Origin of the sequence: Microbacterium nymphoidis (assembly GCF_021044885.1) — a bacterium.
GTDB lineage: Bacteria > Actinomycetota > Actinomycetes > Actinomycetales > Microbacteriaceae > Microbacterium > Microbacterium nymphoidis.
The window spans coordinates 1-23,507 of sequence record NZ_JAJNOD010000004.1; the positions used below are offsets into that span (position 1 = coordinate 1).

The window sequence follows — 23,507 nt, forward strand, 5'->3', positions numbered from 1 at the left end:
GCTGTGGGGGGGGGGGCGGGCCAGAGCGGCCCGCACCCCTCAGATCATCACTTGATGGCGTCCACAGCGGCCTGGGCCTTCTCGCGGAGCGTGTCCGAGATGGGCGCCGAGCCAGCCGACGTGGCAGCGGCCTGCTGGCCCGCCTCGCTGATCGCGGCGGAGAAGAAGCCCTTGGCCAGCGCGCCGATCTCGGCGTCCTTGTACTCGCCGCAGCCGATCAGGTAGCTGATCAGCACGACCGGGTAGGCGTCCTTCGCCGTGGTGGTGCGGTCGATCTTGATCGCCAGGTCGGTGGCCTCACGGCCGTCCTCGAACGGCGAGGCGTCAGCCGCGGCTGCCGCACCCTCGGCCGAGTGACCGACGTACGCGTCGCCGACCTTGACCTTGACGGAGGCCAGGTCGCCGGCCTGGGAGGAATCGGCGTAACCGATCGTGCCCTCGCCGCCCTTGATGGCCTCGATGACTCCCGAGGTGCCCTGGCGAGCCTCGCCGCCCTCGAAGGGCCACTCCTCGACCGAACCGTAGGTCCAGGCGTCGGCACCGGTGGCCGAGAGGTAGTCGGTGAAGTTGCCGGTGGTGCCCGACTTGTCGGAGCGGTGCACCGGGCTGATGGTGCTGTCGGGCAGCGTCACACCGGGGTTGGTCGCGGCGATGGCCGGGTCGTTCCACTTGGTGATGGTGCCCGCGAAGATGCCCGCGAGGGTGCTGGGGTCCAGGTCCAGGCTCTTGATGTCGGCGCCCAGGTTGAAGACGATGGCGATCGGCGAGATGTACGCCGGGATCTCCACCAGCGCGCTGCCGTCGGCGCACGCCTCGAAGGTACCGCCCGAGATCTCGTCGATCTTGAAAGCGCGGTCGGAGCCCGCGAAGTTGAAGGCACCGGTGCCGAACGATTCACGGCCAGCACCCGAGCCCTGCGGGTCGTAGCTGATGGTCGCGTCCGGGTTCGCAGTCTGGAAGTCCTTGGTCCACGTCTGGATGGCGACCTGCTGCGAGGTGGCGCCACCGCCGACGAGGTCGCCCTTCAGGGCAGCGGACGTGGTGGTCTCGGACGAAGCCGAGGAAGAGCCGGTGGTCGGGTCCGTGGTGCCCGAGCCGCCCTCGTTCGCGGCGCAGCCGGCGAGCGCGAGAGCGGCGACGGCGCCGATGGCGCCGATCTGAACAAAGCGGGTGAGCTTCACGAGGTGAATCCTTCACTGTGTCGGTTGTTGCCCTGGTGCAGGCACACGACGACCGTAAGTGTGGACTCTAAACAGGTGTCGCTGGCTACGTGAACGGAAGGTGAACGGCCGGTCTCAGTTCGCTGCGTGCGTGCGGGCGCTGCTCACACCCGTGACTCGTACGTCTCGATGGAGACGATGCCCGATCCGGGGTTGGTTGCCGAGAGGTGAACGACGCTGAAAGCCGCGGGCTCCAGTTCCGCGGCATCCACGAGATACCGGCCCTCCACGGTGCCGGTGGCGAGTGCGATCTCGTGGAAGATCTTCGGGATCACGGGGCGGTGACTACAGAGGACGGCGGGCTTGCGTGAGCGCACCCGCTTGCCGACGATGCCGCGGATGTCGTCCTCACCGGCCTCGAACGCATCTTGACTGATGCCTTCGGCCCGGATGATCTCACGACCGAGCGAGGCGGCCAGGGGCACGGAGGTGGTGACACAGCGCACGGCGGGGGAGGAGACGATGCGCTTCACCCCGAAGGCTCGCAACGGGCCCGCGATCTGCGCCGCCTGCTTCGTGCCGCGTGCGGTGAGCGGACGCGCGGTGTCCTCGCCCTTCCAATCGGCACGGGCGACGGCGCGCGCGTGACGCAGCACGATGAGCGGGAAGGTCTCCAGCGCGCCGTCATCGACCAGCCGCAGGAAGTTGTCGAGGATCTCGACGTCGACGGGGTAGCTGAGGTAGGTGCGGGCCTTCTTCGGGGAGACCCACTCGATCCCGGCCACCTCCCGGTTGGGCACGAACGCCGACGCCCGAAGCGCCGCCTCCGTGGCCTCTGCCGTCCAGTAGTGGACGATCTTCTGTTTGCGGCTGGGGAGGCGATAGCGGGAGACGCCGACGGGTGCTCCGAGGACGATGCGTATGCCCGTCTCCTCGAACACCTCGCGCACGGCGGTCTCGGCGAGCGTCTCGCCGGGATCGACCTTCCCCTTCGGCAGCGTGACGTCGGCGTACTTGGTGCGGTGGATCACGAGGATGCGCAGCTTCCCCTCCACCATGCGCCAGACGACCGCACCGGCCGCGTAGACCGCGGTGTCCCTCATCGCACCGCGCGAGCGCGGCGGCGCCGCGCGATCTGGGCCATGGTCGCATCCTGGGCGTCCACGAGGGGAGCGCCCTTCGCGTCCACCGAATGGCGGGTCCACTCTCCCTCGGGACCGAGGTGCCAGGAACTCGTGCCCTCGTTCATCGCCAGTGCGAACAGATCGCCGAGCTCGGTGAGGTGCGCCGGTGCGACCACGCGGATGAGCGCCTCCACGCGCCGATCCAGGTTGCGGTGCATCATGTCGGCGGAGCCGATGTAGAACTGCGGATCCCCGTCGTTGTGGAACGCGAAGATGCGCGAGTGCTCCAGATACCGGCCGAGGATCGAGCGCACGGTGATGTTCTCGCTGAGGCCGGGGACGCCGGGCTTCAGGCTGCAGATCCCGCGTACCCACACCTCCACCTTCACGCCCGCGTTCGAGGCGCGGTACAGGGCGTCGATGATCTGTTCGTCCACCATCGAGTTGACCTTGATGCGGATCGAGGCGTCCTTGCCGGCGAGGGCGTTGCGCCGCTCCTTGTCGATCAGCCGCAGGAGCCCCTTGCGGAGGTGGCGAGGTGCCACCAGCAGGCGCTTGAACTTCTTCTCGATCGCGTACCCGCTGAGCTCGTTGAACAGGCGGGTGAGGTCCTTGCCCACCTGATCGTCGATGGTGAACAGGCCGAAGTCCTCGTACAGCCGCGAGGTCTTCGGGTTGTAGTTGCCCGTTCCGACGTGCGAGTAGTGGCGGAGAACGCCGTCCTCCTCACGGATCACGAGCGCCAGCTTGCAGTGGGTCTTCAGGCCGACGAGGCCGTAGACCACGTGCACGCCGGCCTTCTCCAGCTGACGCGCCCAGCCGATGTTCGCGGCCTCGTCGAAGCGAGCCTTGACCTCGACAAGGGCGAGGACCTGCTTGCCGGCCTCGGCGGCGTCGATCAGTGCCTGCACGATCGGGCTGTCGCCGGACGTACGGTACAGGGTCTGCTTGATCGCGAGCACGTGCGGGTCGCGTGCCGCCTGCTCCAGGAACGCCTGCACGCTGGTGGCGAAGGACTCGTACGGGTGGTGCACGAGGACGTCGCCACTGCGGATCGCGCCGAAGATGTCGGCACGGCTCTCGTTCCCGGTCGGACGGAACGGCACGGCCGTCACGGGGACGTGCGGCGCGTACCGCAGCTCGGGACGGTCGATGCGAGTGAGGGAGAACAGCGCGCGCAGGTCGAGCGGGCCGGGGAGGCGGTAGACCTCCTGATCGGTGATCGACAGCTCCTTCAGCAGCAGCTCCAGCGTCACCTCGTCCATGTCGTCGGTGATCTCGAGCCGGATCGGCGGTCCGAACCGGCGACGCATCAGCTCGGCCTCGAGGGCCTGGATGAGGTTCTCGGTCTCATCCTCCTCGATGACCATGTCCTCGTTGCGGGTGAGGCGGAAGGCGTGGTGGTCGATGACCTCCATACCGGGGAAGAGGTCGCCGAGGTGGTTGGCGATGAGGTCCTCGATGAGGATGTAGCGCACGCCACCCGAACCCGGCACCTCGATGAAGCGTGGCAGCATCGGCGGCACCTTGAGGCGCGCGAACTCCGTGCGGCCGGTGCGCGCATTGCGGATGCGGATGGCGAGGTTCAGCGACAGGCCGGAGATGTACGGGAAGGGGTGGGCGGGGTCGACGGCGAGCGGCATGAGCACCGGGAAGACCTGCGCCTGGAAGTACTCGGCGAGGTGCTCGCGATCGGCCGCGTCCAGCGCGTCCCACGACACGACGGAGATGCCCGCTTCGGTGAGAGCCGGGCGCACCGAGTCGGTCCACGCCTGGGCATGGCGCAGCTGCAGCCTGTGCGCCTCCGCGGAGATGTCCGCGAGCACGTCGGCGGGGGCTCGTCCGACGTTCGTCGGAACGGCGAGCCCGGTGACGATGCGGCGCTTGAGCCCGGCGACACGCACCATGAAGAACTCGTCGAGATTGCTGGCGAAGATCGCGAGGAAGTTCGCTCGCTCGAGCAGCGGCGTGGTGGGGTCCTCGCCCAGTTCGAGCACGCGCTGGTTGAACTTCAGCCAGCTCAGCTCGCGATCCAGGTAGCGATCGTCGGGGAACTGGTCGTCCGATTCCACGGCGAGCACATCGAAGTCGTCGTCGTCCTCGCCCAGTCCGGCGTCAGGAATCGTCGTGTCGATCATGTGCTCATCCTTACAGTGACGGGTGACGAACAGGTTAAGCGGTCAGCGGACGCGTTCTGTGGGCTGCTCGTCCTCGGCGGCGTCGAAACGATAGCCCACGTTTCGGACGGTGCCGATGAGCTGCTCCATGTCGCCGAGCTTTGCGCGCAGGCGCCGGACGTGCACATCGACGGTTCGGGTGCCGCCGTAGTAGTCATAGCCCCACACTTCGCTCAGCAGCTGCTCGCGCGTGAACACGCGTGAGGGGTGGGTGGCGAGGAAGTGCAGGAGCTGGAACTCCTTGTAGGTGAGATCCAGCGGACGGCCGTTGATCTTGGCGGAGTACGAGGCCTCGTCGATGGTGATGCCGGAGGTCTGCACGCGGGTGGGACGCTCATCCAGCGCGGCCGCTCGGCCGAGCGCGAGTCGCAGCCGGGCGTCGATCTCGGCGGGGCCGGCGGAGCTCAGCAGCAGATCATCCACGCCCCAGTCGGGGGAGAGGGCGGTGAGGCCGCCCTCGGTGACCACCACCAGCAGCGGGGAGCTGAGTCCCGTGGTGCGAAGCAGACGACACAGCGACTTCGCCGCGACGAGATCCGCGCGGGCGTCCACGAGGATCAGATCGGCGTCGGGCGCCGCGACCAGCTGTGCGGGGGCCGCCGGAATCGTGCGCACCGTGTGGCTGAGCAGCTCGAGGGCGGGCAGAGCGGGATCCGGTGTCGAACTGAGCACGAGCAGTTGCGCCACGCCGACTCCTCTCCTGCGGCTAAGTCCCCATGATATGCCGCACTCGGGAGCGTTCCCGCGCCGCGTCTGGGAGAATGACGTTATGTCACAGCCGCAGCTCGCTCCGCGCTCGCCCATCATCGGCATCGCGGCGGTCTGGATCCTCAGCGCGCTCATCTCGGTCGCGGTCGGCATCGTGGCACCGCTGGACCAGCGCGTCGGCTGGCTGTGCGTCGGGCTGGGGATCACCCTCATCGCCGCGTTCGCCGTGCAGATCTTCTCCGCACCGGCGCAGGGATTCATCGGCCGCATGGGTGCGAGCATGCTGGGCGCGCTGGTTGTGATGGGGCTGGTCTCTGCGGGCTTCGGACTCGCCGCGCTGAGCGGTCTCTGACCCGCGATCAGCGGCGAGCGGGCTAGAGTGGATGCCATGGACCTCTTCGCACTCGAGATGCTCTTCGTCGGCCTGCTGGGCCTCGCGTCGCTCGCCATCGCGTTCGTCGCGGGCGTCGTGGTCTACAACCTCTTCCGCGGCCAGCGCTGACCGGGCACAAGCCATGATCGAGCTGCCCAGCGATCTGCCCGCAGACCTGGTGCCGCTGTCCTGGCTCCTGGGGGTCTGGGAAGGCACCGGCGTCATCGACTACACCGCCGGTGATCATCACTTCACGGGCGAGTTCACGCACCGCGTGAGCTTCAGTCACGACGGTGGCGACGCGTTGAACTACTCCGCTACCGCCGTACTCCTCCCGATCGACGAGGACGGCGAGCAGGTCCGCCTGAACTCGGAGGTCGGATTCTGGCGCATCGCCCGACCGCGCACCGCGTCGGATGTCGGACCGGGTCTGCTTCCGGGCTCGGAGGCGCTCGTGTCGCGCACGGTCGAAGACGTCGAGGCGCTGCGCAACACCGATGAGGCGTTCGACCTCGAAGTGTCCATCGTCCATGCGGACGGCGTGACGGAGCTGTACCTCGGACAGGTGAAGGGCCCCCGCATCGACCTCGCCACCGACGCGGTGCTGCGGCCCTCGACGGCGAAGGACTACGCCTCCGCCGAGCGTATGTACGGCCTCGTCCAGGGGCACCTGCTGTGGGCCTGGGACATCGCGGCGCTCGGGGCACCGCCGGCCTCGCACGCGTCCGCTCGCCTGGCCAAGGTGTCCTGACATGGCGGGATTCGGCGCCCTGCCCGGTGCCGTCGTCGACGGCGACGCGGTCACCCACTTCGGTGAACCGCTGCGTGAACAGCGCGCTCTGGAGCAGGGGCGGGCCATCGCGCCGCTCGGCGATCGTGCCGTCGTGTCTCTGACGGGCCCCGACCGTCTCACATGGCTGGACTCCATCACCTCGCAGTCCGTCGCGCATCTTCCCGCCGGGGTCTCCTCCGAGTTGCTCGTCCTGGATCCGCAGGGGCGGGTCGAGCACGCCGCCGGCATCGTCGACGACGGTGAGACGGCCTGGCTTCTCGTCGACCGTGACGACGCCGGTCCGCTGTCTGGATGGCTGCTGCGCATGCGCTTCCGCGCCCAGGTCGACATCGCCGTGCAGGACGAGCTGCGTGTGATCGGATTCATGGGCGACGCGGCGGGCGAGCACCTCTCCTCGATCGCCCCCGGCGCCGTCGTATGGCAAGATCCGTGGCGCGCTGTGGCTGCGGGCGGCTGGCAGTACGCGCAGATCACGGAGCACCCGGGGGCGGAGCGCGACTGGCGCGAGGCGATCGTCACGGCTGCGCAGTCGGATGAGCTCGCGACGCACCTGGGAGGTTTCCGTCCTGCGGGGGTGCTGGCGGCGGATGCGCTGCGCATCGCCGCGTGGCGTCCGCGCTGGGCGCGGGAGCGCGACGAACGTCTCATTCCGCATGAGGTCGACTGGATTCGATCCGCGGTGCACCTGAACAAGGGGTGCTATCGCGGCCAGGAGACCGTGGCGAAGGTCCACAACCTCGGTCACCCGCCGCGCCGCCTGGTGATGCTCCATCTCGACGGCAGCGACAGCGTGCTCCCGTCTCCGGGCGACGAGGTGCGCTCGGACGCCGAGGGCGATGAGGTGGGCCGCATCACCTCCAGCGCCATGCATCATGAGCTCGGACCGATCGCGCTGGCGGTCGTCGCCCGCCGCGTGCCCGCCGATGCGGTGCTGCACGTCCGCTCCGGCGAGACGGACATCACGGGAGCACAGGAGGTCGTGGTGCCCGCCGATGCCGGCTCGGTGGCCGACGTCCCTCGTCTCACGCGGCTGTCTCGTCGTCCGCTGAAGCAGGACTGACCAGAGCCCTTCCGGTTTCATTGCGCGCGAATCGCTGCTATTCGGGCCGGATTCGCGCAATTCGCGCGCTATGAACGGAGTCAGCGGGTGAGGTCGCGCAGCGCGAGCTCGGCGGCGTTGACACCGCACATGCCGTGTACTCCGCCGGCGGGGGCCGTCGACGCACCGCCGAGATACACACCGCGAACACCGGTCGCGAAACCCCGGGGGCCCATTCGTGGACGGGCGATGAGCTGTCGGAGGGTGGTGGCACCGCCGCCGATGTCGCCGCCGAGGTACGCGGTGTTGTGCGCTTCCAGGGCCCCGGGACCGCGGGTGTGCACCGCGAGGATCCGTTCGCGCGCGCCGGGGGCGTAGCGCTCCAGCTCAGCCAGCAATCGCTCGGTCTCGTCGCGGGGCCATCCGTTCGGGACGTGCGCGTAGAGCCAGAGCGGGTTGATGCCATTGTGCGAGCGGGACGGATCGACGAGGTGCGGCTGGGTGACGAGCACGAACGGATGCCCCGGCATACGTCCCCGCACGACATCGGCCTCTGCCCGCGCGACCTGCGCGAACGTTCCGCCGAGATGCACCACCCCGGCGCGGCGCAGGGCGTCATCACGCCAGGGCACATCGCCCTCGATGGCCAGGTCGAGCTTGAACGCGCCGGGACCCGGGCGGAAGCGGCGCCACGCGTGCCGAACCCCGGCCGGGACGTCCATCATCGTGAGCGCGGTGCGCGGCGGGACAGTGAGCACGACGACATCCGTGTCGAGTTCATCCACGCGCGTCACCCGGCGACCGAGCTCGATGCGCCCGCCGAGCTCAGCGAATTCGGCGAGCAGCGCGGAGGTCAGGGCTCCCGCTCCGCCGCGTGGGAACGGCCAGCCATGAGCGTGCAGCGCGGTGGTGAGCATGGCGCCGACCGAGGAGGACAACGGCGCCGTCAGACTACCGATCATGTGCGCGGCGATGCCTGCGAACGCAGCGGCGTTCTCAGGACGCCGAAACGCCCGCGCCCACCACGATGCCGGCGGGGCCGCGCGCAGTCCCAGCTGGAGCAACGCACGGGGGTGGCGGGGGAAGGAGACGACGGGGGCGAACGCGGTGTCGAAGACGGCGTCCGCATTGCGGGTGAGCGGAGCGAACAGACGGCGCCACAGCGCGCCGTCTGCGCCCATGCTCATGGCCGTTCTGGCGAGGTCGCGGTAGACCACTCCGGTGGCATCGTCCGTCGGATGGGCAACGACCACATCATGATGCAGCCACCGCAAGCCATGACGCTCCAGGTGCAGCGAGCGGAAGAACGGCGACGCCACCGCTCCCGGCATCGCAGTGGAACAGTCATCGTGCAGCACTCCGGGAAGGGTGAGCTCACTCGTGCGAGCGCCGCCACCCGGCACCGGGGCCGCCTCGATCACCGTGACGCGAATGCCGGCCTGTGCGAGCCGGATCGCCGCGGCGAGTCCGTTCGGGCCGGAACCCACCACCGTCGCCGTCGTCACCCGCCCAGCCTAGTCGGCGCCCAGCGGGGCGACGCTTGCCCAGTCCACGGTGAGCTCACCGAGCTTCGCGCGGGCCTTCGGGGTGCGCACAGGCCATCCCGTGGCGCGGAGATCGGAGACCACCGCGAGCCAGCGCTGGATGGTACCGAACGTGCCGAGACCGGCGTTTCGCTCCCACGATGCGTCGAGGTCGGTCATCAGGCGGTGCACGCGCTCGCCGGGGACGTTGCGGTGGATCAGCGCCTTCGGCAGCCGTTCTGCCACGATGCCCGGCCTCTCCAGCTCGGCCAGCCGGAGAGAGATCGTGAGGCTGCGCGGCTTGGCTCCGCTGTCCAGATCGATCCAGCTCGACACCCGGCCGATCTCATCGCACGTGCCCTCCACCACGATCCCGTCCGGAGCGAGGCGTGAGCACATCATGCGCCAGGCCTCGGCGACGTCGGCCTCGTCGTACTGCCGGAGCACGTTGAACGCCCGGATCACGGTGGCCGGATGCGGGGACGGTACTTCGAAGCCACCGCGTGCGAACGAGATCCGGCTATCGACGGGGAAGCGCGTCTGTCCCGCCCGGATCTCGGCGAGCTGTGCGGTCGCGCGCGTCACGCGCTCCGCGTCGATCTCGAGACCGAGGACCTCGACGTCTGGATGCGTGCGGCGGAGGCGATCGTACAGCTCGAAAGCAGTGACGCCGCTGGCCCCGTATCCGAGGTCCACAACCAGAGGGGAATCGGCGCGGCGAAGCTCGGGCAGCGCGGCGATCCAGCGGTCCACACGTCGCAGCCGGTTGGTGTTCGTGGTGCCGCGCGTGGCGTGACCTGCGGGGGAGACGGGGCGCGGCATGAGTCCATTCTCTCGTGTCTGCGTCATCGAACGTCGTGCAGCGATATCGCCCCGAAGCCGCCGGTAGGCTGGGGACATGACCGAGCCGTACACCCTCATCCTTCTCCGCCACGGCCAGAGCCAGTGGAACGAGCTGAACCTGTTCACCGGTTGGGTGGACGTCCGTCTCACCGACCAGGGCAAGGCCGAGGCGGCCCGCGGCGGACAGCTGCTGGCCGAGGCCGGCATCCTCCCCGATGTGCTGCACACCTCGCTGCTCAGCCGTGCGATCCAGACCGCCAACATCGCGCTCGACAACGCGGATCGTCTGTGGATCCCGGTCAAGCGCTCGTGGCGCCTCAACGAGCGCCACTACGGAGCGCTGCAGGGCAAGGACAAGGCGGAGACGCTCGCCGAGTTCGGCCCGGAGCAGTTCCAGCTGTGGCGTCGCTCGTTCGACGTGCCGCCGCCCGCGCTCGCGGACGACAGCGAGTTCAGCCAGGTGAACGACCCCCGCTACGCCGGCATCGACGGGGAGATCCCGCGCACCGAGTCGCTGAGTCTCGTGATCGACCGTCTGCTCCCGTACTGGGACGCCGAGATCGTCCCGGACCTGCGTGCCGGCAAGACCGTCCTGGTGACGGCACACGGCAACTCGCTGCGGGGCCTCGTGAAGCACCTCGACGGCATCAGCGACGACGACATCGCGGAGCTCAACATCCCCACCGGCATCCCGCTGGTCTACAAGCTGGACGCGGACCTCAAGCCCATCGCCCCGGCTGAGTACCTCGACCCCGAGGCCGCGGCAGCGGGCGCCGCTGCGGTGGCGAACCAGGGCAACAAGTAAGTCCGACACGCACGACGTCCCCGCACCGGCTCGGTGCGGGGACGTTCGCGTTCCCGGGGCCGACGGGCCGATGACGCCCCGGATCCGGCCGCCATGGTCTCAGAACCTGCCGTCGGTCTGCGCCGGCAGAGCAGATCTTGAGACCAATGCCGCGGTCGGTCTCAGAAGATGCTCGGCTGCATCGGAATCACAACAGATCCTGAGACCGGCGCGCGCCCGGAGACGACGAAGCGGCGCGGTCCGCCACCCCTGACGTGGCCCGCGCCGCTTCATCGGGCGTCAGACGGCGTTCTCGCTCGTCTCGCCCTCCGCCGTCCAGTCGCCCGTGGCGAGGTAGACGGCCTTCTTCGCGACCGACACGGCGTGGTCTGCGAAGCGCTCGTGGTAGCGGCTGGCCAGGGTGGCATCGACCGTGGCGCCGGCCTCGCCCTTCCAGGTGTCGCTGAGGACCTTCTCGAAGACGCGTGCGTGCAGCTCGTCGATGTCGTCGTCGAGGTTGCGGATCTCGTCCGCGATGGTGAGGTCCTGGGTGCGCAGCAGGTCGGCCAGCTGGGTGGCGATCTGCACGTCGAGCTCGCCCATGGAGGTGAAGGTGCTCTTCAGACCCTTCGGGATGGCGCGCTCCGGGAAACGGTAGCGGGCCAGCTGAGCGATGTGCTCGGCCATGTCACCCATGCGCTCCAGTGATGCGCTCATGCGGAGCGCAGAGACCACCATGCGGAGGTCGCGCGCGACCGGCTGCTGGCGAGCGAGGATCTCGATGGCGAGCTCGTCGAGCACCACGGCGCGGGCGTCGATGAGGCGGTCGTCCTCGATGACCTCCTCCGCCAGCGTGACATCGCTGGTGGCGAAGGCGGTGGTCGCCTTCGTGATCGCGATGGTGACGAGCTCGGCGATCTCGACCAGGCGTCCCTGGACGTCGTCGAGGGACTGGTGGAAAACTTCCCGCATGGCTGTGTGCCTTTCACTGGTGCAGGTCTGCGCCGCCCGCGCTCGCGCCGGGATGTCCTGGCTGTCGGGCTTCGGCGCAATCAAAACGAGCGAAGGTTAACGATTGGTGCCGCCCGCGTGAATATCCGGCGGCGATGCCAGTCATAGCGCGGAATCCGGGCTCGTCGGCCTTCGCGGCCAGAATACGCTGTACTCATGTCCTCCACGCAGCTGGCGATCTTCGCCCTCGTTCTGGGCCTGGTCATCGGCGCTGCCGTCACTGTGGCTCTGGTGGTGGCACTGCGCGCCCGTGACCGCCATCTCCGAGAAGTCGCGGGCGATGTTCCGGAGGGAATCACGGCGGTCCTGGCCGGGATGGACGATGCTGCGGCGGTGCTGGACACCTCCTTCCAGCTGCTGGCAACCTCCACCGCTGCGGGCTGGCTGGGGTTCGAGACCGGGCGCCCGCTGGAGAACACCGACCTGCGTGCCCTCGTTCGTCGCGCGCGATCCGCGGGCGGCACCGAGACCGAGACGCTGCGTATCCGGCTCGGTGAACTCTCTCCCGAACTCCGGCTGGTCAGTGCCCGGGCCACCGTGCTCAGCGCGCGGCTCACCATGCTGACCGTCCGCGACATCAGCGAGAGCGAACGCCTGGAGCAGATGCGCCACGACTTCGTCTCGAACACCTCTCACGAGCTGAAGACGCCGGTGGGTGCGATCACGCTGCTCTCCGAGGCCGTCGACATGGCCGCGGACGACCCCGATCAGGTGCGCGTGTTCGCCGCGCGGCTGCAGGCGGAGGCGCGCCGGCTCGGTGGGCTCACCGGTCGCATCATGAGTCTGTCGAAGCTGCAATCCACGGATGGCCTGTCCGAGGTGCGCGACGTGTCGGTCGACGAAGTGGTCGCCGCGGCCGTCGATGCCAACAGTGTGGCCGCCCAGGGAGCGAACGTCGAGCTGCTGCGCGGCGGCGAGCGCGGACTGTTCGTGCGCGGTGATGCCCAGATCCTCAGCGACGCGCTGGGAAACCTCGTGTCCAACGCGGTGAAGTACTCGGCATCGGGATCGCGCGTGGGCATCGGCGTGAAGCGCGTGGATGATGTCATCGAGATCGCCGTGGCCGATCAGGGGATCGGTATCGCGGAGGACGACCAGCAGCGCATCTTCGAGCGCTTCTACCGCGCAGATCAGGCGCGCTCGCGCAGCACCGGCGGCACCGGACTCGGGCTCTCGATCGTCAAGCACGCCGTCCAGCGGCACGGCGGTGACGTCCGGCTGTGGTCCCGTCCGGGCAAGGGCGCGACATTCACGATCGTGCTGCCTGCATCGGAAGCGCCGGCGCACGACAAGGCTCGCAAGACCGACAAGCCGCGCAAGCCCGAGAAGGCGCGCAAGAGCGAGGATGCCCGCAAGGCCGACAAGCTGCGCAAGAAGCAGAAGCGTGAGGACCGGAAGCGCAGCGAAGAGCTCGCGACCGAGACCGCGCCGCTGGCACCCGCCGTGGAGAAGCCCATCCCGGCGCCCGTCCCGATCGTCGCGGAGCGCCGCGAACCCGTCGCCGACGCCGCCCGCGCGGCCCGCGACGCCGTCGTGCGCGTGGACGCGCACGCATCGACACCTGTCCCCGTCCCGGCTCAGACCGAGACGCAGAACGGAGAGAACCCGTCATGACCCGAGTGCTGCTCATCGAGGACGAGCCCGACCTCGCCGATCCGCTGGCGTATCTGCTTCGCCGTGAGGGATACGAGGTCGAGATCGCCGAGGACGGGCCGGCGGCCCTCGCCGCATTCCGCGAGCGCGGCGCCGACATCCTGCTGCTCGATCTGATGCTGCCGGGGATGCCCGGGACCGAGGTGGCCCGCCAGGTGCGCACGACGTCGGCTGTGCCGATCATCATGGTGACCGCGAAGGACACCGAGGTGGACATCGTGGTGGGCCTGGAGATCGGTGCCGACGACTACGTCACCAAGCCGTACTCCGCTCGCGAGCTGCTGGCGCGCATGCGGGCCGTGCTGCGGCGCACGGCGGCGGCGGAGGCCGACCTGGACGAGCGGGTGCTGCAGGGCGGACGGGTGAGCGTGGATCTGGACCGTCACACCGTGTCGGTGGCGGGAAGCGAGATCAATATGCCGCTGAAGGAGTTCGAGCTGCTCGAGGTGCTGATGCGCAACGCGGGTCGCGTGCTCACCCGGGGACAGCTCATCGACCGGGTCTGGGGCAGCGACTACTTCGGCGACACGAAGACGCTCGACGTGCACATCAAGCGCATCCGCTCGCGTATCGAGGAGAATCCCGGACAGCCGGTGATGCTCGTAACGGTCCGCGGTCTCGGATACCGATTCGAGGCCTGAACCGCAGATGAGAGCGGGCCGCATCCGTCGGGAGGCGGCCCGCTCTCATCTGCGAGGTCAGCTGGTGGCCGACGGCGTCGGCACAGCCTCTTCGAGGTACTCGAGGGTGCCGTCGAGCACGGGGACCTCCACGGCCTCCGAGGTGCCGTCACCCGAGGTGAACGTGACCTTGACGGTGTCGCCCGCGACCGTGTTGAGGCCGGGGACCTCGAGGTGCTCGCCGTCGATGCCGTAGCTGACGCGCTCGCCGGCGGGCACCGACACCTTGAGCGGAGCGGCCACGCCGTCGACGGCGACCGTGGCGGTCTGGTCCTCCGCGGTGTCGTTGACGAACACGGCGACGAGGTTGACCGCATCCTCACCGGTGATGAAGAAGGCGTTGCGCACCAGCACCGGGCCGGACGCGTTCGGGACGTTGACGCCCTCCGCGGCGGAGTAGGGGATCGTGGTGGCCTGCGGCGAGATCATGCTGCAGCCGGTGGTGCCCAGGATGATGGCGGCACCGAGGGCGATGGACGCGAGAGCGCGCGTGTTCACTGATCCTCCTCAGGATGCTGACGGTGTCCCTCCAGTCTAGGGGTACCGCCGCCTCTCGCCGTTCACGCTCACCGAGGGCGCAAACCTTAGCGCATTTTCGCTGTGGTATTCTGGAGGTTGCCGAAAGGACACAGCTGCATGCTTTTTGAGGTTGGCGAGACGGTCGTCTATCCGCACCACGGTGCTGCGACGATCACCGAGGTGAAGACCCGCGTGATCAAGGGCGTCGAGAAAACGTATCTGAAGCTCCGTGTCACCCAGGGGGACCTCATGATCGAGGTGCCGGCAGACAATGTCGACCTCGTGGGTGTACGTGACGTGATCGGCAAGGAGGGCCTCGAGCGCGTGTTCGAGGTGCTGCGTGCTCCGTTCACGGAGGAGCCCACCAACTGGTCGCGCCGTTACAAGGCGAACCTGGAGAAGCTCGCGTCCGGTGACGTGATCAAGGTCAGTGAAGTCGTGCGCGACCTCTGGCGCCGCGACCAGGACCGCGGGCTGTCCGCCGGAGAGAAGCGGATGCTCGCCAAGGCGCGCCAGATCCTCATCTCCGAGCTGGCTCTTGCGGAGAAGACCGACGAGGAGAAGGCATCCACCCTCCTCGACGAGGTCCTCGCCTCCTGAGATCTTCCGAACGCCGCCCCACGGGGCGGCGTTCGTCGTTTCCGGGAGCCGGTGCGCGGCCCGAGGATGACGGGTGCGGCCGCGGCGTCGTGAACGCATGATGCGGCGCTGAATCCATGACGCAATCACCGGAGCCGTCATGGATTCAGCACCGGATCATGAATTCGGAACAGCCGTGGCGGGCGCGCGCACCGGAACCTTGCGACTTAAATGGGGGTATGGACTACATCCCTGTGCCCCGTGTCGCTGTGGTCGTCGTTGCCGCCGGCGCGGGGACACGGCTCGGGGCGGGGGAGCCGAAGGCGTTCGTCGGCCTGGATGACCGCACGATCCTGGCACACGCCCTTGACGGCGTGCTGGCCGTGCCGACTCCGATGCAGATCGTCGTGGTGGCACCGGCCGATCGGGTGGGGGAGGCCATCGCAGAACTGGATGTCCGCGCGGGCGGCCGCCGGAATCTGGCATCCGTCGTCGTCGGCGGCGAGACGAGGCAGGCGTCGGTGGCAGCGGGACTCGCCGCGCTGTGGGGCGACATCGACGTGGTTCTGGTGCACGATGCAGCGCGAGCCCTGACACCGCCCGAGGTGTTCGAGCGTGTGATCGCCGCGGTCGATGAGACAGGATGGGGCATCATTCCCGTCATTCCGGTGGTCGACACCCTCAAACGCGTGGACGGCTCGCGCATCACGGCCGCCGTCGATCGTGCCGAACTCGCCGCCGCACAGACACCGCAGGGCTTCCGTCGCGATGTGCTCGCAGCAGTGTATGCGGCGGCGGACGAGGACTTCACCGACGACGCGGCTCTGCTGCAGAGCCAGGGGCACACGGTCGGAACCGTCCCGGGGCATGAGCTCTCGTTCAAGATCACTACCCCCGCCGATCTCCAACGTGCGCGGCACCTCGTCACCTCTGATGCGCCGGGGGCGCCTGCGGTTTCCGAGACGCTCGGGGGCCCGGAGTCGGACCTGAGGGCCATCCCGCGCGTAGGGATCGGGACCGACGTGCACGCTTTCACGGATCACGGAATCCTCTGGCTGGCGGGGCTGGAATGGCCCGGTGAGACCGCGCTGGAAGGGCACTCGGACGGCGATGCCGTGGCGCACGCGATCGTGGACGCGCTGCTGTCGGCGGCGGGACTCGGCGACATCGGGGCGCACTTCGGCACCGCACGGCCGGAGTTCGCGGGCGCACACGGCGCGGCGTTCCTCGCGGAGACGCGTCGGATCGTCGAGCGCGCCGGGTTCCGCATCGGCAACGTGGCTGTGCAGGTGCAGGCAGCGCGTCCGAAGTTCGCTCCGCGTCGCGCCGAGGCCGAACTGGTGCTGTCGGAGGTGCTCGGTGCTCCGGTGTCCGTCTCGGCGACCACCACGGACGGGCTGGGCTTCGTCGGTGCGGCGGAGGGCGTGCAGGCGTTCGCGGTCGCGATGCTGGTCGCCGTCTGACGACACAGCCCAGCGGGTTCGCGGGCCGCGCCGGTAGGCTGGAGGGGTGACTCTGCACCTCCACGACACGCGCACCCAGACGCTGCGCGAATTCGTCCCGCTCGATCCGACGAACGTGACGATGTACGTCTGTGGTCCCACCGTGCAGTCCGGCCCCCACATCGGGCACGTCCGCGCCGCTCTGGGCTTCGATCTGCTGCGCCGCTGGCTGGAGTACCGCTACGGCCGGGTCACCTTCGTGCGCAACGTCACTGATATCGACGACAAGGTCCTCACCAACGCCACGGACACCGAGGAATGGTGGGCGCTGGCCTATCGCATGGAGCGCGAGTTCACCGCGGCCTACGAGGCCGTGGGAATCCTCACCCCCACGTACGAGCCCCGGGCCACCGCTTCGATCCCGCAGATGCAGGAGCTCATCCAGCGACTCATCGACGCCGGTCACGCATACGCCGCCGCCGGAGACGTCTACTTCGACGTGCGGTCGTGGCCGAGCTACGGCGAGCTGACCCACCAGTCCGTCGACGCCATGGAGGATGCGGCTGATGCCGACCCCCGCGGCAAGCGCGACCCGCACGACTTCGCGCTCTGGAAGGGCGCCAAGGAGGGTGAGCCGGCCTCCGCGATCTGGGATTCCCCGTGGGGCGCCGGGCGTCCCGGGTGGCACATCGAGTGCTCCGCCATGTCGCGGCGCTACCTCGGCGCCGAGTTCGACATCCACGGCGGTGGCCTGGACCTGCGCTTCCCGCACCACGAGAACGAGCTCGCACAATCGACCGCGGCGGGCGACCCCTTCGCGAGGTACTGGGTGCACAACGGTCTGGTGACGGTCGGCGGCCAGAAGATGTCGAAGTCCCTCGGCAACTTCACGCTCGCCGAAGACGTCCTCGCCGAGCACGATCCGCAGGTCGTGCGTTACGCCCTCGCCGCCGCGCACTACCGCTCGACCCTCGATCTCACTGCATCGTCGTACGACGAGGCGGAGGCGGCGCTGGGACGCATCACCGGCTTCTTCCGGCGGGCGCAGCGCACCTTCCCCGAGACCGTGGCCGCCGCGACGATCGACGAGCTGCCCGCCGAATTCACCGCCGCGATGGACGACGATCTCAACGTGCCCCAGGCGCTCGCCGTCATCCATGAGACGGTGCGCACGGGCAACACGGCGATCGACGCCGCAGACGGTGCCGCAGCGGCGTTCGCCGCGGAGAACGTGCGGCTGATGATGCAGGTGCTGGGCCTCGACATCGATCTGCCCGCAGCCGGGGGTGCGGAGCAGGTCGCGCTCGGCTCCCTCATGGATTCACTGATCTCGCAGCGTGCGCAGGCGCGCGCTGACAAGGACTGGGGTGCGGCAGACCGCATCCGAGACGCACTCGCCGCAGCCGGCATCACGCTGGAGGATACGGCGGACGGAACACACTGGAGTATCAATGACTAAGCCAGGACGCCCCGGCGCACGTCGTGCCGGGAGCAAGAAGGGTGCCACCAAGGGCACCGGTGGCCTCGGCCGCAAGGCGCTGGAAGGACGCGGCCCCACCCCCAAGGCGGAGGACCGCGCCTGGCACCCCGCCGGCAAGCGCAAGGCGGCCGCCGAGCGCTACGCCGCCGCGGGCGGCAAGGGCAAGCCGGGGCAGAAGCCGCAGAGCAACATCAACCGCGGATCGCGCGCGAAGTCGACCGATGACACCGAGACCGTCACCGGTCGCAACTCGGTGCTCGAGGCGATGCGTACGAAGATCCCGGCCACGGCGTTCTACATCGCCCAGCGCGTGGAGATGGACGATCGCGTCAAGGAGATGCTGGCCATCGCCCGCCACCGCGACATCCCCGTGATGGAGGTCACCCGCCAGGAGCTGGATCGCATGGCCGGCTTCGACGGCGTGCACCAGGGCGTCGCCCTGAAGGTACCGCCGTACGAGTACCAGCACCCGCAGGATGTGCTGGAGGATGTGCTCAACCGCAACGAGACGCCGCTGTTCGTCGCGCTCGACGGCATCACCGACCCCCGCAACCTCGGCGCGATCATCCGCTCCACTGCGGCGTTCGGGGGCCAGGGCGTCATCCTGCCGCAGCGTCGCTCCGCGAGCGTCAACTCGGCCGCCTGGAAGACATCCGCCGGTGCGGCCGCGCGCATCCCGGTCGCCATCGCGCCGAACCTCACGAACACCCTCAAGGAGTTCAAGAAGCAGGGTGTGTTCATCCTGGGCCTGGACGGCGGCGGCGACGTGGAGCTTCCGCAGCTGGAGCTGGCCGATCGGCCCGTGGTGATCGTGGTGGGCTCGGAGGGCAAGGGGCTGTCGCGCCTGGTCACCGAGCACTGCGATCAGATCGTCTCCATCCCGATCTCTGCGGCCACCGAGTCGCTCAACGCCGGTATCGCCACCTCGGTGGCGCTCTACCAGGTGGCCACGATGCGTCAGGCCGCGCAATGATCTTCCGCCCCTGAGAAACGCGTGATGCCCGGTCCGTGCGGACCGGGCATCACGCGTTTCTCGGGGCGACTCACTCCTTGACGGCGCCGGAGGTGAGACCGGCGACGATCCACCGGCTCGCGAGGGCGAACAGCACCATGGTGGGGAGGACCGTCAGCACGGCGGCTGCGGCCATCGGGCCCCAGTCGATGTTGAACGTGGAGATGAAGCCGTTCAGCGCTGCGGGAATCGTCTTGTTCGCGTCCGAGTTGATGAGGATCACAGACAGGAACAGCTCGTTCCAGCAGTTGACGAAGTTGAAGATGAAGGCGGCGATGATGCCGGGCATCATCACCGGAACCAGCACCCGGAACAGCGCGCCGAGGCGGGAGCACCCGTCCACCATGGCTGCTTCCTCCAGCGCGTCCGGGACGTTCTCGAAGAAGCCGCGCAGCATGATCGTGGAGAACGGGACGCACATGGCCACGTACACCAGGAGCAGTCCGAACTTGTTGTCCACGAGGCCGAGGCCGGACATCATCGAGTACAGCGGTCCGAGCGCGATGAACGCGGGGATCATCTGGGTGACGAGGAACGCCAGCATCACGGCGCCGCGGCCACGGAACTGGAACCGCGCCAGCACATATGCGCTGAGCAGGGCGATCACCGTGGCTCCGAGCCCCGCCACCACGGCCACCAGGGCCGAGTTGCCGAGGAAGACGCCGAAGTCCGACTTCTCGAACAGCCCGACGTAGTTCTCGGTGGTGGGCTCTGTGGGCCAGTACTCCAGGGGGAAGCGGCTGATCGATCCCGGGGACTTGAACGACGTCACCAGGATCCAGTACAGCGGGAACAGCGTGATGATCAGCCAGAGGGCCAGACCCACCACCTTGATGACGCCGCCCACGGTGATCTTCCCTCGCCCCGCCGGGCGGGTGACCGGGACCGACTTCGTGCCGGTGACGATGGTTCGCGTGGTGTCGGTCATCGCTTGTTCACCCTTCCCATCGCCATCAGGTAGAAAGCGCAGAACACCAGCAGGAAGGCCATCACCAGCAGTCCGATGGCGCTGGAGAGGCCGTAGTTGCCCAGCTGCGTGTACTTGATCATCCACGTGGTGATGATGTCGGTGCGGTTGGCCGGTCCGCCGCCGGTCATCGCGTAGATGATGTCGGGGAAGTTGAAGATCCAGATCACCCGCAGCAGCACCGTCAGCAGCAGCGTGGTGGAGATGTAGGGGATGATCACCGAGAACAGCTGGCGAGCCTTGCCCGCCCCATCGAGGCTGGCGGCCTCGAGCAGCTCATCCGGCACGGACTGCAGCGCGGCGAGGATCATGATCGCGAAGAACGTGACGCCGTACCAGATGTTGGCAACGATCACCGAGGTCATCGCCAGGCTCGGATCGGCCAGCCAGGGGACGGGCTGGGAGATGACCCCCGCCTTCATCAGCAGGTCGTTGAACACGCCGAACTCGGCGTTGAACATCCAGCGAAACAGCAGGCCGATGAGAAAGCCCGACACGGCCCACGGGTAGAACACGAGTGCCTGGTAGACGCCGCGGAAGCGGAACTTCTTGCGCAGCCACAGAGCGAGGATGAACCCGATCACCAGTTGCGGGATGATCGATCCGACCACCCACATGACGGTGTTGCCGGCCACGATCGGGAACGCGGGGTCCTGGAACACCGTGACGAAGTTCTGCAGACCCACCCACGGGGTCGAGGTCAGGTCCCAGGTGTTCCAGTCGCGAAACGCCATCTGTGCGCCCTGCAGCATCGGCAGGTAGGTGAACCAGACGACGAACACGATGGCCGGAACCATGAACAGGAACAACGACAGCGCCGTCTTGGCCCCGAAGGTACGACGGCGGGAGGTGCCCCGGGGGGCCGCACCGCGGGATGCGGTGCGGCCCTCACGGGTGAGCGAGTCCGAGGTCACGGATCAGCCCTTCTCCGATGCGAGCTTCTCGGTCCAGTAGGTGTCCCAGCCCGCCAGCATGTCGGAGGTGGTCATCGAGCCGAGGAGCACGTTCTGGATGTCCTTGTCCGCGCGCTGGATCCAGTCGGTCCACCAGGACACGCCACGCGGCTGGATGACGTTGACGTACGTCTCGGGGTCCTGGGTCATCGTCACGTAGCTGGCCCACGGCCCCTCCTTGTAGAAGGGGTCGTCGGAGGCTGCAGCGATGATCGGTACCAGGCTGTTCTTCTGAGCGAAGGTGACGGCGGCGTCGCCCGAGGCCAGAAACTCCACGAGCTTCACCGCTTCGGCCTTGTGCTTGCTCGACTCGGACACGCCCCAGCCGGCGGTGGCCAGCGGCTGTGCCGCCTTGCCGGTCGGACCCACGAGCAGCGGAGCGGTGGACCACTGGTCGGCCTTCAGGGTGGTCGATGCTTGCACCGTGGCGATCACTTCGGGGTCCTGCAGCAGGAACGCCGTGGAGCCGTTGGTGAAGCCTTCGACCATCTCGGGGTAGCCCCAGGACACGGCGGACGGCGGCGAGCCCTTCTTGAACAGCTCGAGGTACAGGTCCATGGCATCCTGTGCCTCGGGGGCGGAGAAGATGGTCTTGCCGCTCTTCAGGAGGAACGCGTTCTTGTCATCGAGCTGATCCGCGGTGTACGCCTCGATGACCGCGACCGCGTTGCTGTTGGCGTTCGTGCCACCGCGGAAGGCGTAGCCGTACTGGTTCTTGCTGGGATCCTGGATCTTCTCGGCCTGGGCCAGCAGGTCCTCCCAGCTGTGCGGGGCGGCGTCGAAGCCGGCGTCCTGGACCAGGTCGGTGCGGTAGAAGAGCGACAGACCGTAGAAGCCATAGGGCAGGAACCAGGTCTTGCCGTCGGTGACCGCGGCGCTCTTGGCGTTGTCGGTCAGCGCGTCCCATCCGTCCCAGCCCTGGAGATCGCTGGTCATGTCGTAGATCCACTTGTTGTTGGTGAACGGACCCACCGTGATGTCCCGGACCTCGAGGACGTCGATGCCGTTGCCCGCCTGCAGCATCTGCTGGATCTTCTGGTCGGCCTGCTCGGTGGGCGGGGAGACGAGATCGACCTTCACGCCCGGGTTGGCGGCTTCGAACTCGTCGAGCAGTCCGCGGATCAGCTCGGTGCGCGCCGGATTGGTCAGGCTCTCGACCATCTGCAGGGTGACGTCGCCTCCGCTCTCTCCGGAGCCCGACGTGTCGCCGGAGCCACCTGAACATGACGTCAGGGCAAGGGCGGCGACGATGCCTCCCGAGATGACGGCTGCCATGCGTGTGCGCTTCATGGTGCTTCCTTTCGTGTGGTGCTGTGGTTGTGAGGGGGAGTTCGGTGCGCGCTCACGCGAGCGCTTCGGCGCGCCGTTCGGCGGCGAGGTCGAGGATGGCCGGGATGCAGCGCTCGATGAACGCGTGGAAGTCGTCGGCCAGGGTGTAGAGGTGTGCGGACAGGCGCAGGTACCCGATGCCCTCGAAGCTCGTGAACGCGGTCTCGACGCCGACCTCGTCGATCATCCGCATGCGCAGATCGTCGGCGTCCTCGCGGCGCCGTCCGAGCCCGTCGGGCAGGCGCACCAGGCGCATCGATGCGACGGGCATGCCGACGTCGGGCGTGGCGGGACCGGAGACATGCTCGCTCATCGCCTCGCCGATCACGGCGGCCCCGTAGTCGGCGAGCTCGGACATGGTGGCTCGTGTGCGCTCCCAGCCGTACTCGCGCTCGATCATGTCCACCGCGTCGGGGGCGGCGATCCACGCGGTGGCGTCCGCAGTGCCCTGCGAGTCGAAGCGCAGCGGCCACGGATCATCGCCGCCCCACGAGTCGATGAGGGGCCAGAGGTCCTCGCGGTCGGCGGCGCGGGTGACCAGCAGCGCCGATCCGCGCGGCGCGCAGGGCCACTTGTGAAGATTGCCGAACCACCAGTCTCCACCGCCGACGGTCGCAGCATCGGGCACGAGCCCCGGTGCGTGCGCCCCATCGACCAGCACGCGGACGCCCTGCTGGTGCGCGAGGTCGGTGATCGCCCGGGTAGGGAGGAACCGCGCGGTAGGCGAGGTGATCTGATCCACCACGATCAGACGGGTGCGCGCCGTGATCGCCTCCCGGAAACGGCCGAGGATCTCGTCCTCTGACGCTGCAAGCGGGAGGGCGACGGTGACGATGCGTGCGCCCCACCGATGGGCCAGTCGCCGGGCCCCCATGGTGATGGCGCCGTAGCCGTGGTCGGTGACCAGGATCTCTTCTCCCGGTTCCAGGCGCAGGCTGTTGAAGACGACGGTCGCCCCGGCGGAGGCGTTGGTGACGAAGGCCGTGTCGCCGGGGTCCGCGCCCACGAACCCGGCGATCCGCTGCCGCGCCCGTCCGACCAGCTCCGGCACCCGGGGGAACCAGTCCACGGGGTTTCGGTCGCCGCGGCGGCGCAGCGCGTCCTGGATGGCCATGACCTCGCTCGGGACGGCGCCGAAGGAGCCGTGGTTGAGGTGGACGACCTGGGGATCCAGGGGCCAGGCGTCGCGTGCGGCGATGCCGGAGCGTAGCGTCACGGGGACGGGACGGTCGGGGAGAGGGGGCATGCCGGCCTTTCTGTCATCGGACAACATCGACGTTGAGCAACGGGTATGCGTGAAAACATAGCCCAAACCTGAAGATTTGTCCGATGACTTCTGTTAAATCCGTGTGACGATA

General features: G+C 68.4%; 22 protein-coding genes. 10 read left to right on the forward strand and 12 right to left on the reverse strand.

Annotated elements, in window-relative coordinates:
• Window positions 1-47: 47 nt before the first annotated feature.
• The 4 genes from pstS to LQ566_RS13030 form a co-directional block, all read right to left on the reverse strand.
• A complete protein-coding gene (pstS, locus tag LQ566_RS13015; protein WP_231092150.1) occupies window positions 48-1,181 on the reverse strand; it encodes a phosphate ABC transporter substrate-binding protein PstS in 1,134 nt (377 codons plus the stop codon).
• Window positions 1,182-1,324: 143 nt separating this feature from the next.
• Window positions 1,325-2,263, reverse strand: coding sequence for an NUDIX hydrolase (locus LQ566_RS13020; RefSeq protein ID WP_231092151.1), 939 nt, complete (start codon window positions 2,261-2,263; stop codon window positions 1,325-1,327).
• On the reverse strand, window positions 2,260-4,422 hold the full coding sequence (locus tag LQ566_RS13025) for an RNA degradosome polyphosphate kinase (protein ID WP_231092152.1): 2,163 nt from the start codon (window positions 4,420-4,422) through the stop codon (window positions 2,260-2,262). Before LQ566_RS13025 ends, LQ566_RS13020 begins: the two co-directional genes overlap by 4 nt.
• A gap of 42 nt (window positions 4,423-4,464) precedes the next feature.
• Window positions 4,465-5,148 (reverse strand): response regulator transcription factor, encoded by a 684-nt coding sequence (locus LQ566_RS13030; protein ID WP_231092153.1) that lies wholly within the window; start codon window positions 5,146-5,148, stop codon window positions 4,465-4,467.
• Window positions 5,149-5,230: 82 nt separating this feature from the next.
• Between LQ566_RS13030 and LQ566_RS13035 the strand changes: the two genes are divergently transcribed.
• The 3 genes from LQ566_RS13035 (at window position 5,231) to ygfZ (ending at window position 7,395) form a co-directional block, all read left to right on the forward strand.
• Window positions 5,231-5,521 (forward strand): hypothetical protein, encoded by a 291-nt coding sequence (locus LQ566_RS13035; protein WP_231092154.1) that lies wholly within the window; start codon window positions 5,231-5,233, stop codon window positions 5,519-5,521.
• A 163-nt stretch (window positions 5,522-5,684) separates the two neighbouring features.
• On the forward strand, window positions 5,685-6,293 hold the full coding sequence (locus LQ566_RS13040; RefSeq protein ID WP_231092155.1) for a nitrobindin family protein: 609 nt from the start codon (window positions 5,685-5,687) through the stop codon (window positions 6,291-6,293).
• Between the two features lies 1 nt (window position 6,294).
• Window positions 6,295-7,395: a CAF17-like 4Fe-4S cluster assembly/insertion protein YgfZ gene (ygfZ, locus tag LQ566_RS13045; protein ID WP_231092156.1), complete on the forward strand. Its 1,101-nt coding sequence runs from the start codon at window positions 6,295-6,297 to the stop codon at window positions 7,393-7,395.
• Between the two features lie 80 nt (window positions 7,396-7,475).
• On the opposite strand, the gene LQ566_RS13050 is transcribed toward ygfZ, so the two are convergent.
• Window positions 7,476-8,879 (reverse strand): phytoene desaturase family protein, encoded by a 1,404-nt coding sequence (locus LQ566_RS13050; protein ID WP_231092157.1) that lies wholly within the window; start codon window positions 8,877-8,879, stop codon window positions 7,476-7,478.
• A gap of 9 nt (window positions 8,880-8,888) precedes the next feature.
• On the reverse strand, window positions 8,889-9,719 hold the full coding sequence (locus LQ566_RS13055; RefSeq protein ID WP_231092158.1) for a class I SAM-dependent methyltransferase: 831 nt from the start codon (window positions 9,717-9,719) through the stop codon (window positions 8,889-8,891).
• A 76-nt stretch (window positions 9,720-9,795) separates the two neighbouring features.
• Here LQ566_RS13055 and LQ566_RS13060 point away from each other — a divergent pair, with 76 nt between their 5' ends.
• Window positions 9,796-10,545: a phosphoglyceromutase gene (locus tag LQ566_RS13060; RefSeq protein WP_231092159.1), complete on the forward strand. Its 750-nt coding sequence runs from the start codon at window positions 9,796-9,798 to the stop codon at window positions 10,543-10,545.
• 279 nt (window positions 10,546-10,824) lie between these two features.
• Here the strand turns inward: LQ566_RS13060 and phoU are convergent, their stop codons facing one another.
• Window positions 10,825-11,496 (reverse strand): phosphate signaling complex protein PhoU, encoded by a 672-nt coding sequence (gene phoU, locus LQ566_RS13065; RefSeq protein WP_231092160.1) that lies wholly within the window; start codon window positions 11,494-11,496, stop codon window positions 10,825-10,827.
• Between the two features lie 195 nt (window positions 11,497-11,691).
• Here phoU and LQ566_RS13070 point away from each other — a divergent pair, with 195 nt between their 5' ends.
• Together LQ566_RS13070 and LQ566_RS13075 are read left to right on the forward strand one after the other, a co-directional pair.
• Window positions 11,692-13,149 (forward strand): sensor histidine kinase, encoded by a 1,458-nt coding sequence (locus LQ566_RS13070; protein WP_231092161.1) that lies wholly within the window; start codon window positions 11,692-11,694, stop codon window positions 13,147-13,149.
• Window positions 13,146-13,829, forward strand: a complete 684-nt coding sequence (locus tag LQ566_RS13075) for a winged helix-turn-helix domain-containing protein (RefSeq protein ID WP_231092162.1) — start codon at window positions 13,146-13,148, stop codon at window positions 13,827-13,829. The genes LQ566_RS13070 and LQ566_RS13075 overlap by 4 nt, the downstream gene beginning before the upstream one ends.
• A gap of 57 nt (window positions 13,830-13,886) precedes the next feature.
• Here LQ566_RS13075 and LQ566_RS13080 read toward each other — a convergent pair whose 3' ends face one another.
• The gene (locus tag LQ566_RS13080) at window positions 13,887-14,366 is read right to left on the reverse strand and encodes a copper chaperone PCu(A)C (protein WP_231092163.1); all 480 of its coding nucleotides are present in this window, start codon (window positions 14,364-14,366) and stop codon (window positions 13,887-13,889) included.
• A gap of 138 nt (window positions 14,367-14,504) precedes the next feature.
• Here LQ566_RS13080 and LQ566_RS13085 point away from each other — a divergent pair, with 138 nt between their 5' ends.
• The 4 genes from LQ566_RS13085 to rlmB all read left to right on the forward strand — a co-directional run bounded on the left by LQ566_RS13085 (window position 14,505) and on the right by rlmB (window position 18,861).
• A complete protein-coding gene (locus tag LQ566_RS13085; protein WP_231092164.1) occupies window positions 14,505-14,987 on the forward strand; it encodes a CarD family transcriptional regulator in 483 nt (160 codons plus the stop codon).
• A gap of 218 nt (window positions 14,988-15,205) precedes the next feature.
• Entirely contained in the window at window positions 15,206-16,429 is a 1,224-nt protein-coding gene (gene ispD, locus LQ566_RS13090; protein WP_231092165.1) for a 2-C-methyl-D-erythritol 4-phosphate cytidylyltransferase, read from the forward strand.
• A 46-nt stretch (window positions 16,430-16,475) separates the two neighbouring features.
• Complete coding sequence (cysS, locus tag LQ566_RS13095; RefSeq protein WP_231092166.1) at window positions 16,476-17,867, forward strand: cysteine--tRNA ligase; 1,392 nt, start codon at window positions 16,476-16,478, stop codon at window positions 17,865-17,867.
• The gene (gene rlmB / locus LQ566_RS13100) at window positions 17,860-18,861 is read left to right on the forward strand and encodes a 23S rRNA (guanosine(2251)-2'-O)-methyltransferase RlmB (protein ID WP_231092167.1); all 1,002 of its coding nucleotides are present in this window, start codon (window positions 17,860-17,862) and stop codon (window positions 18,859-18,861) included. Before cysS ends, rlmB begins: the two co-directional genes overlap by 8 nt.
• Before the next feature lie 70 nt (window positions 18,862-18,931).
• Here rlmB and LQ566_RS13105 read toward each other — a convergent pair whose 3' ends face one another.
• The 4 genes from LQ566_RS13105 to LQ566_RS13120 are packed head-to-tail and all read right to left on the reverse strand — an operon-like array spanning window position 18,932 to window position 23,395.
• Window positions 18,932-19,828: a carbohydrate ABC transporter permease gene (locus LQ566_RS13105; RefSeq protein WP_231092168.1), complete on the reverse strand. Its 897-nt coding sequence runs from the start codon at window positions 19,826-19,828 to the stop codon at window positions 18,932-18,934.
• Entirely contained in the window at window positions 19,825-20,781 is a 957-nt protein-coding gene (locus LQ566_RS13110) for a carbohydrate ABC transporter permease (protein WP_231092169.1), read from the reverse strand. Before LQ566_RS13110 ends, LQ566_RS13105 begins: the two co-directional genes overlap by 4 nt.
• 3 nt (window positions 20,782-20,784) lie before the next feature.
• Window positions 20,785-22,110 (reverse strand): ABC transporter substrate-binding protein, encoded by a 1,326-nt coding sequence (locus tag LQ566_RS13115; RefSeq protein ID WP_231092170.1) that lies wholly within the window; start codon window positions 22,108-22,110, stop codon window positions 20,785-20,787.
• 52 nt (window positions 22,111-22,162) lie between these two features.
• Entirely contained in the window at window positions 22,163-23,395 is a 1,233-nt protein-coding gene (locus tag LQ566_RS13120; RefSeq protein WP_231092171.1) for an aminotransferase class V-fold PLP-dependent enzyme, read from the reverse strand.
• Window positions 23,396-23,507: the final 112 nt, after the last annotated feature.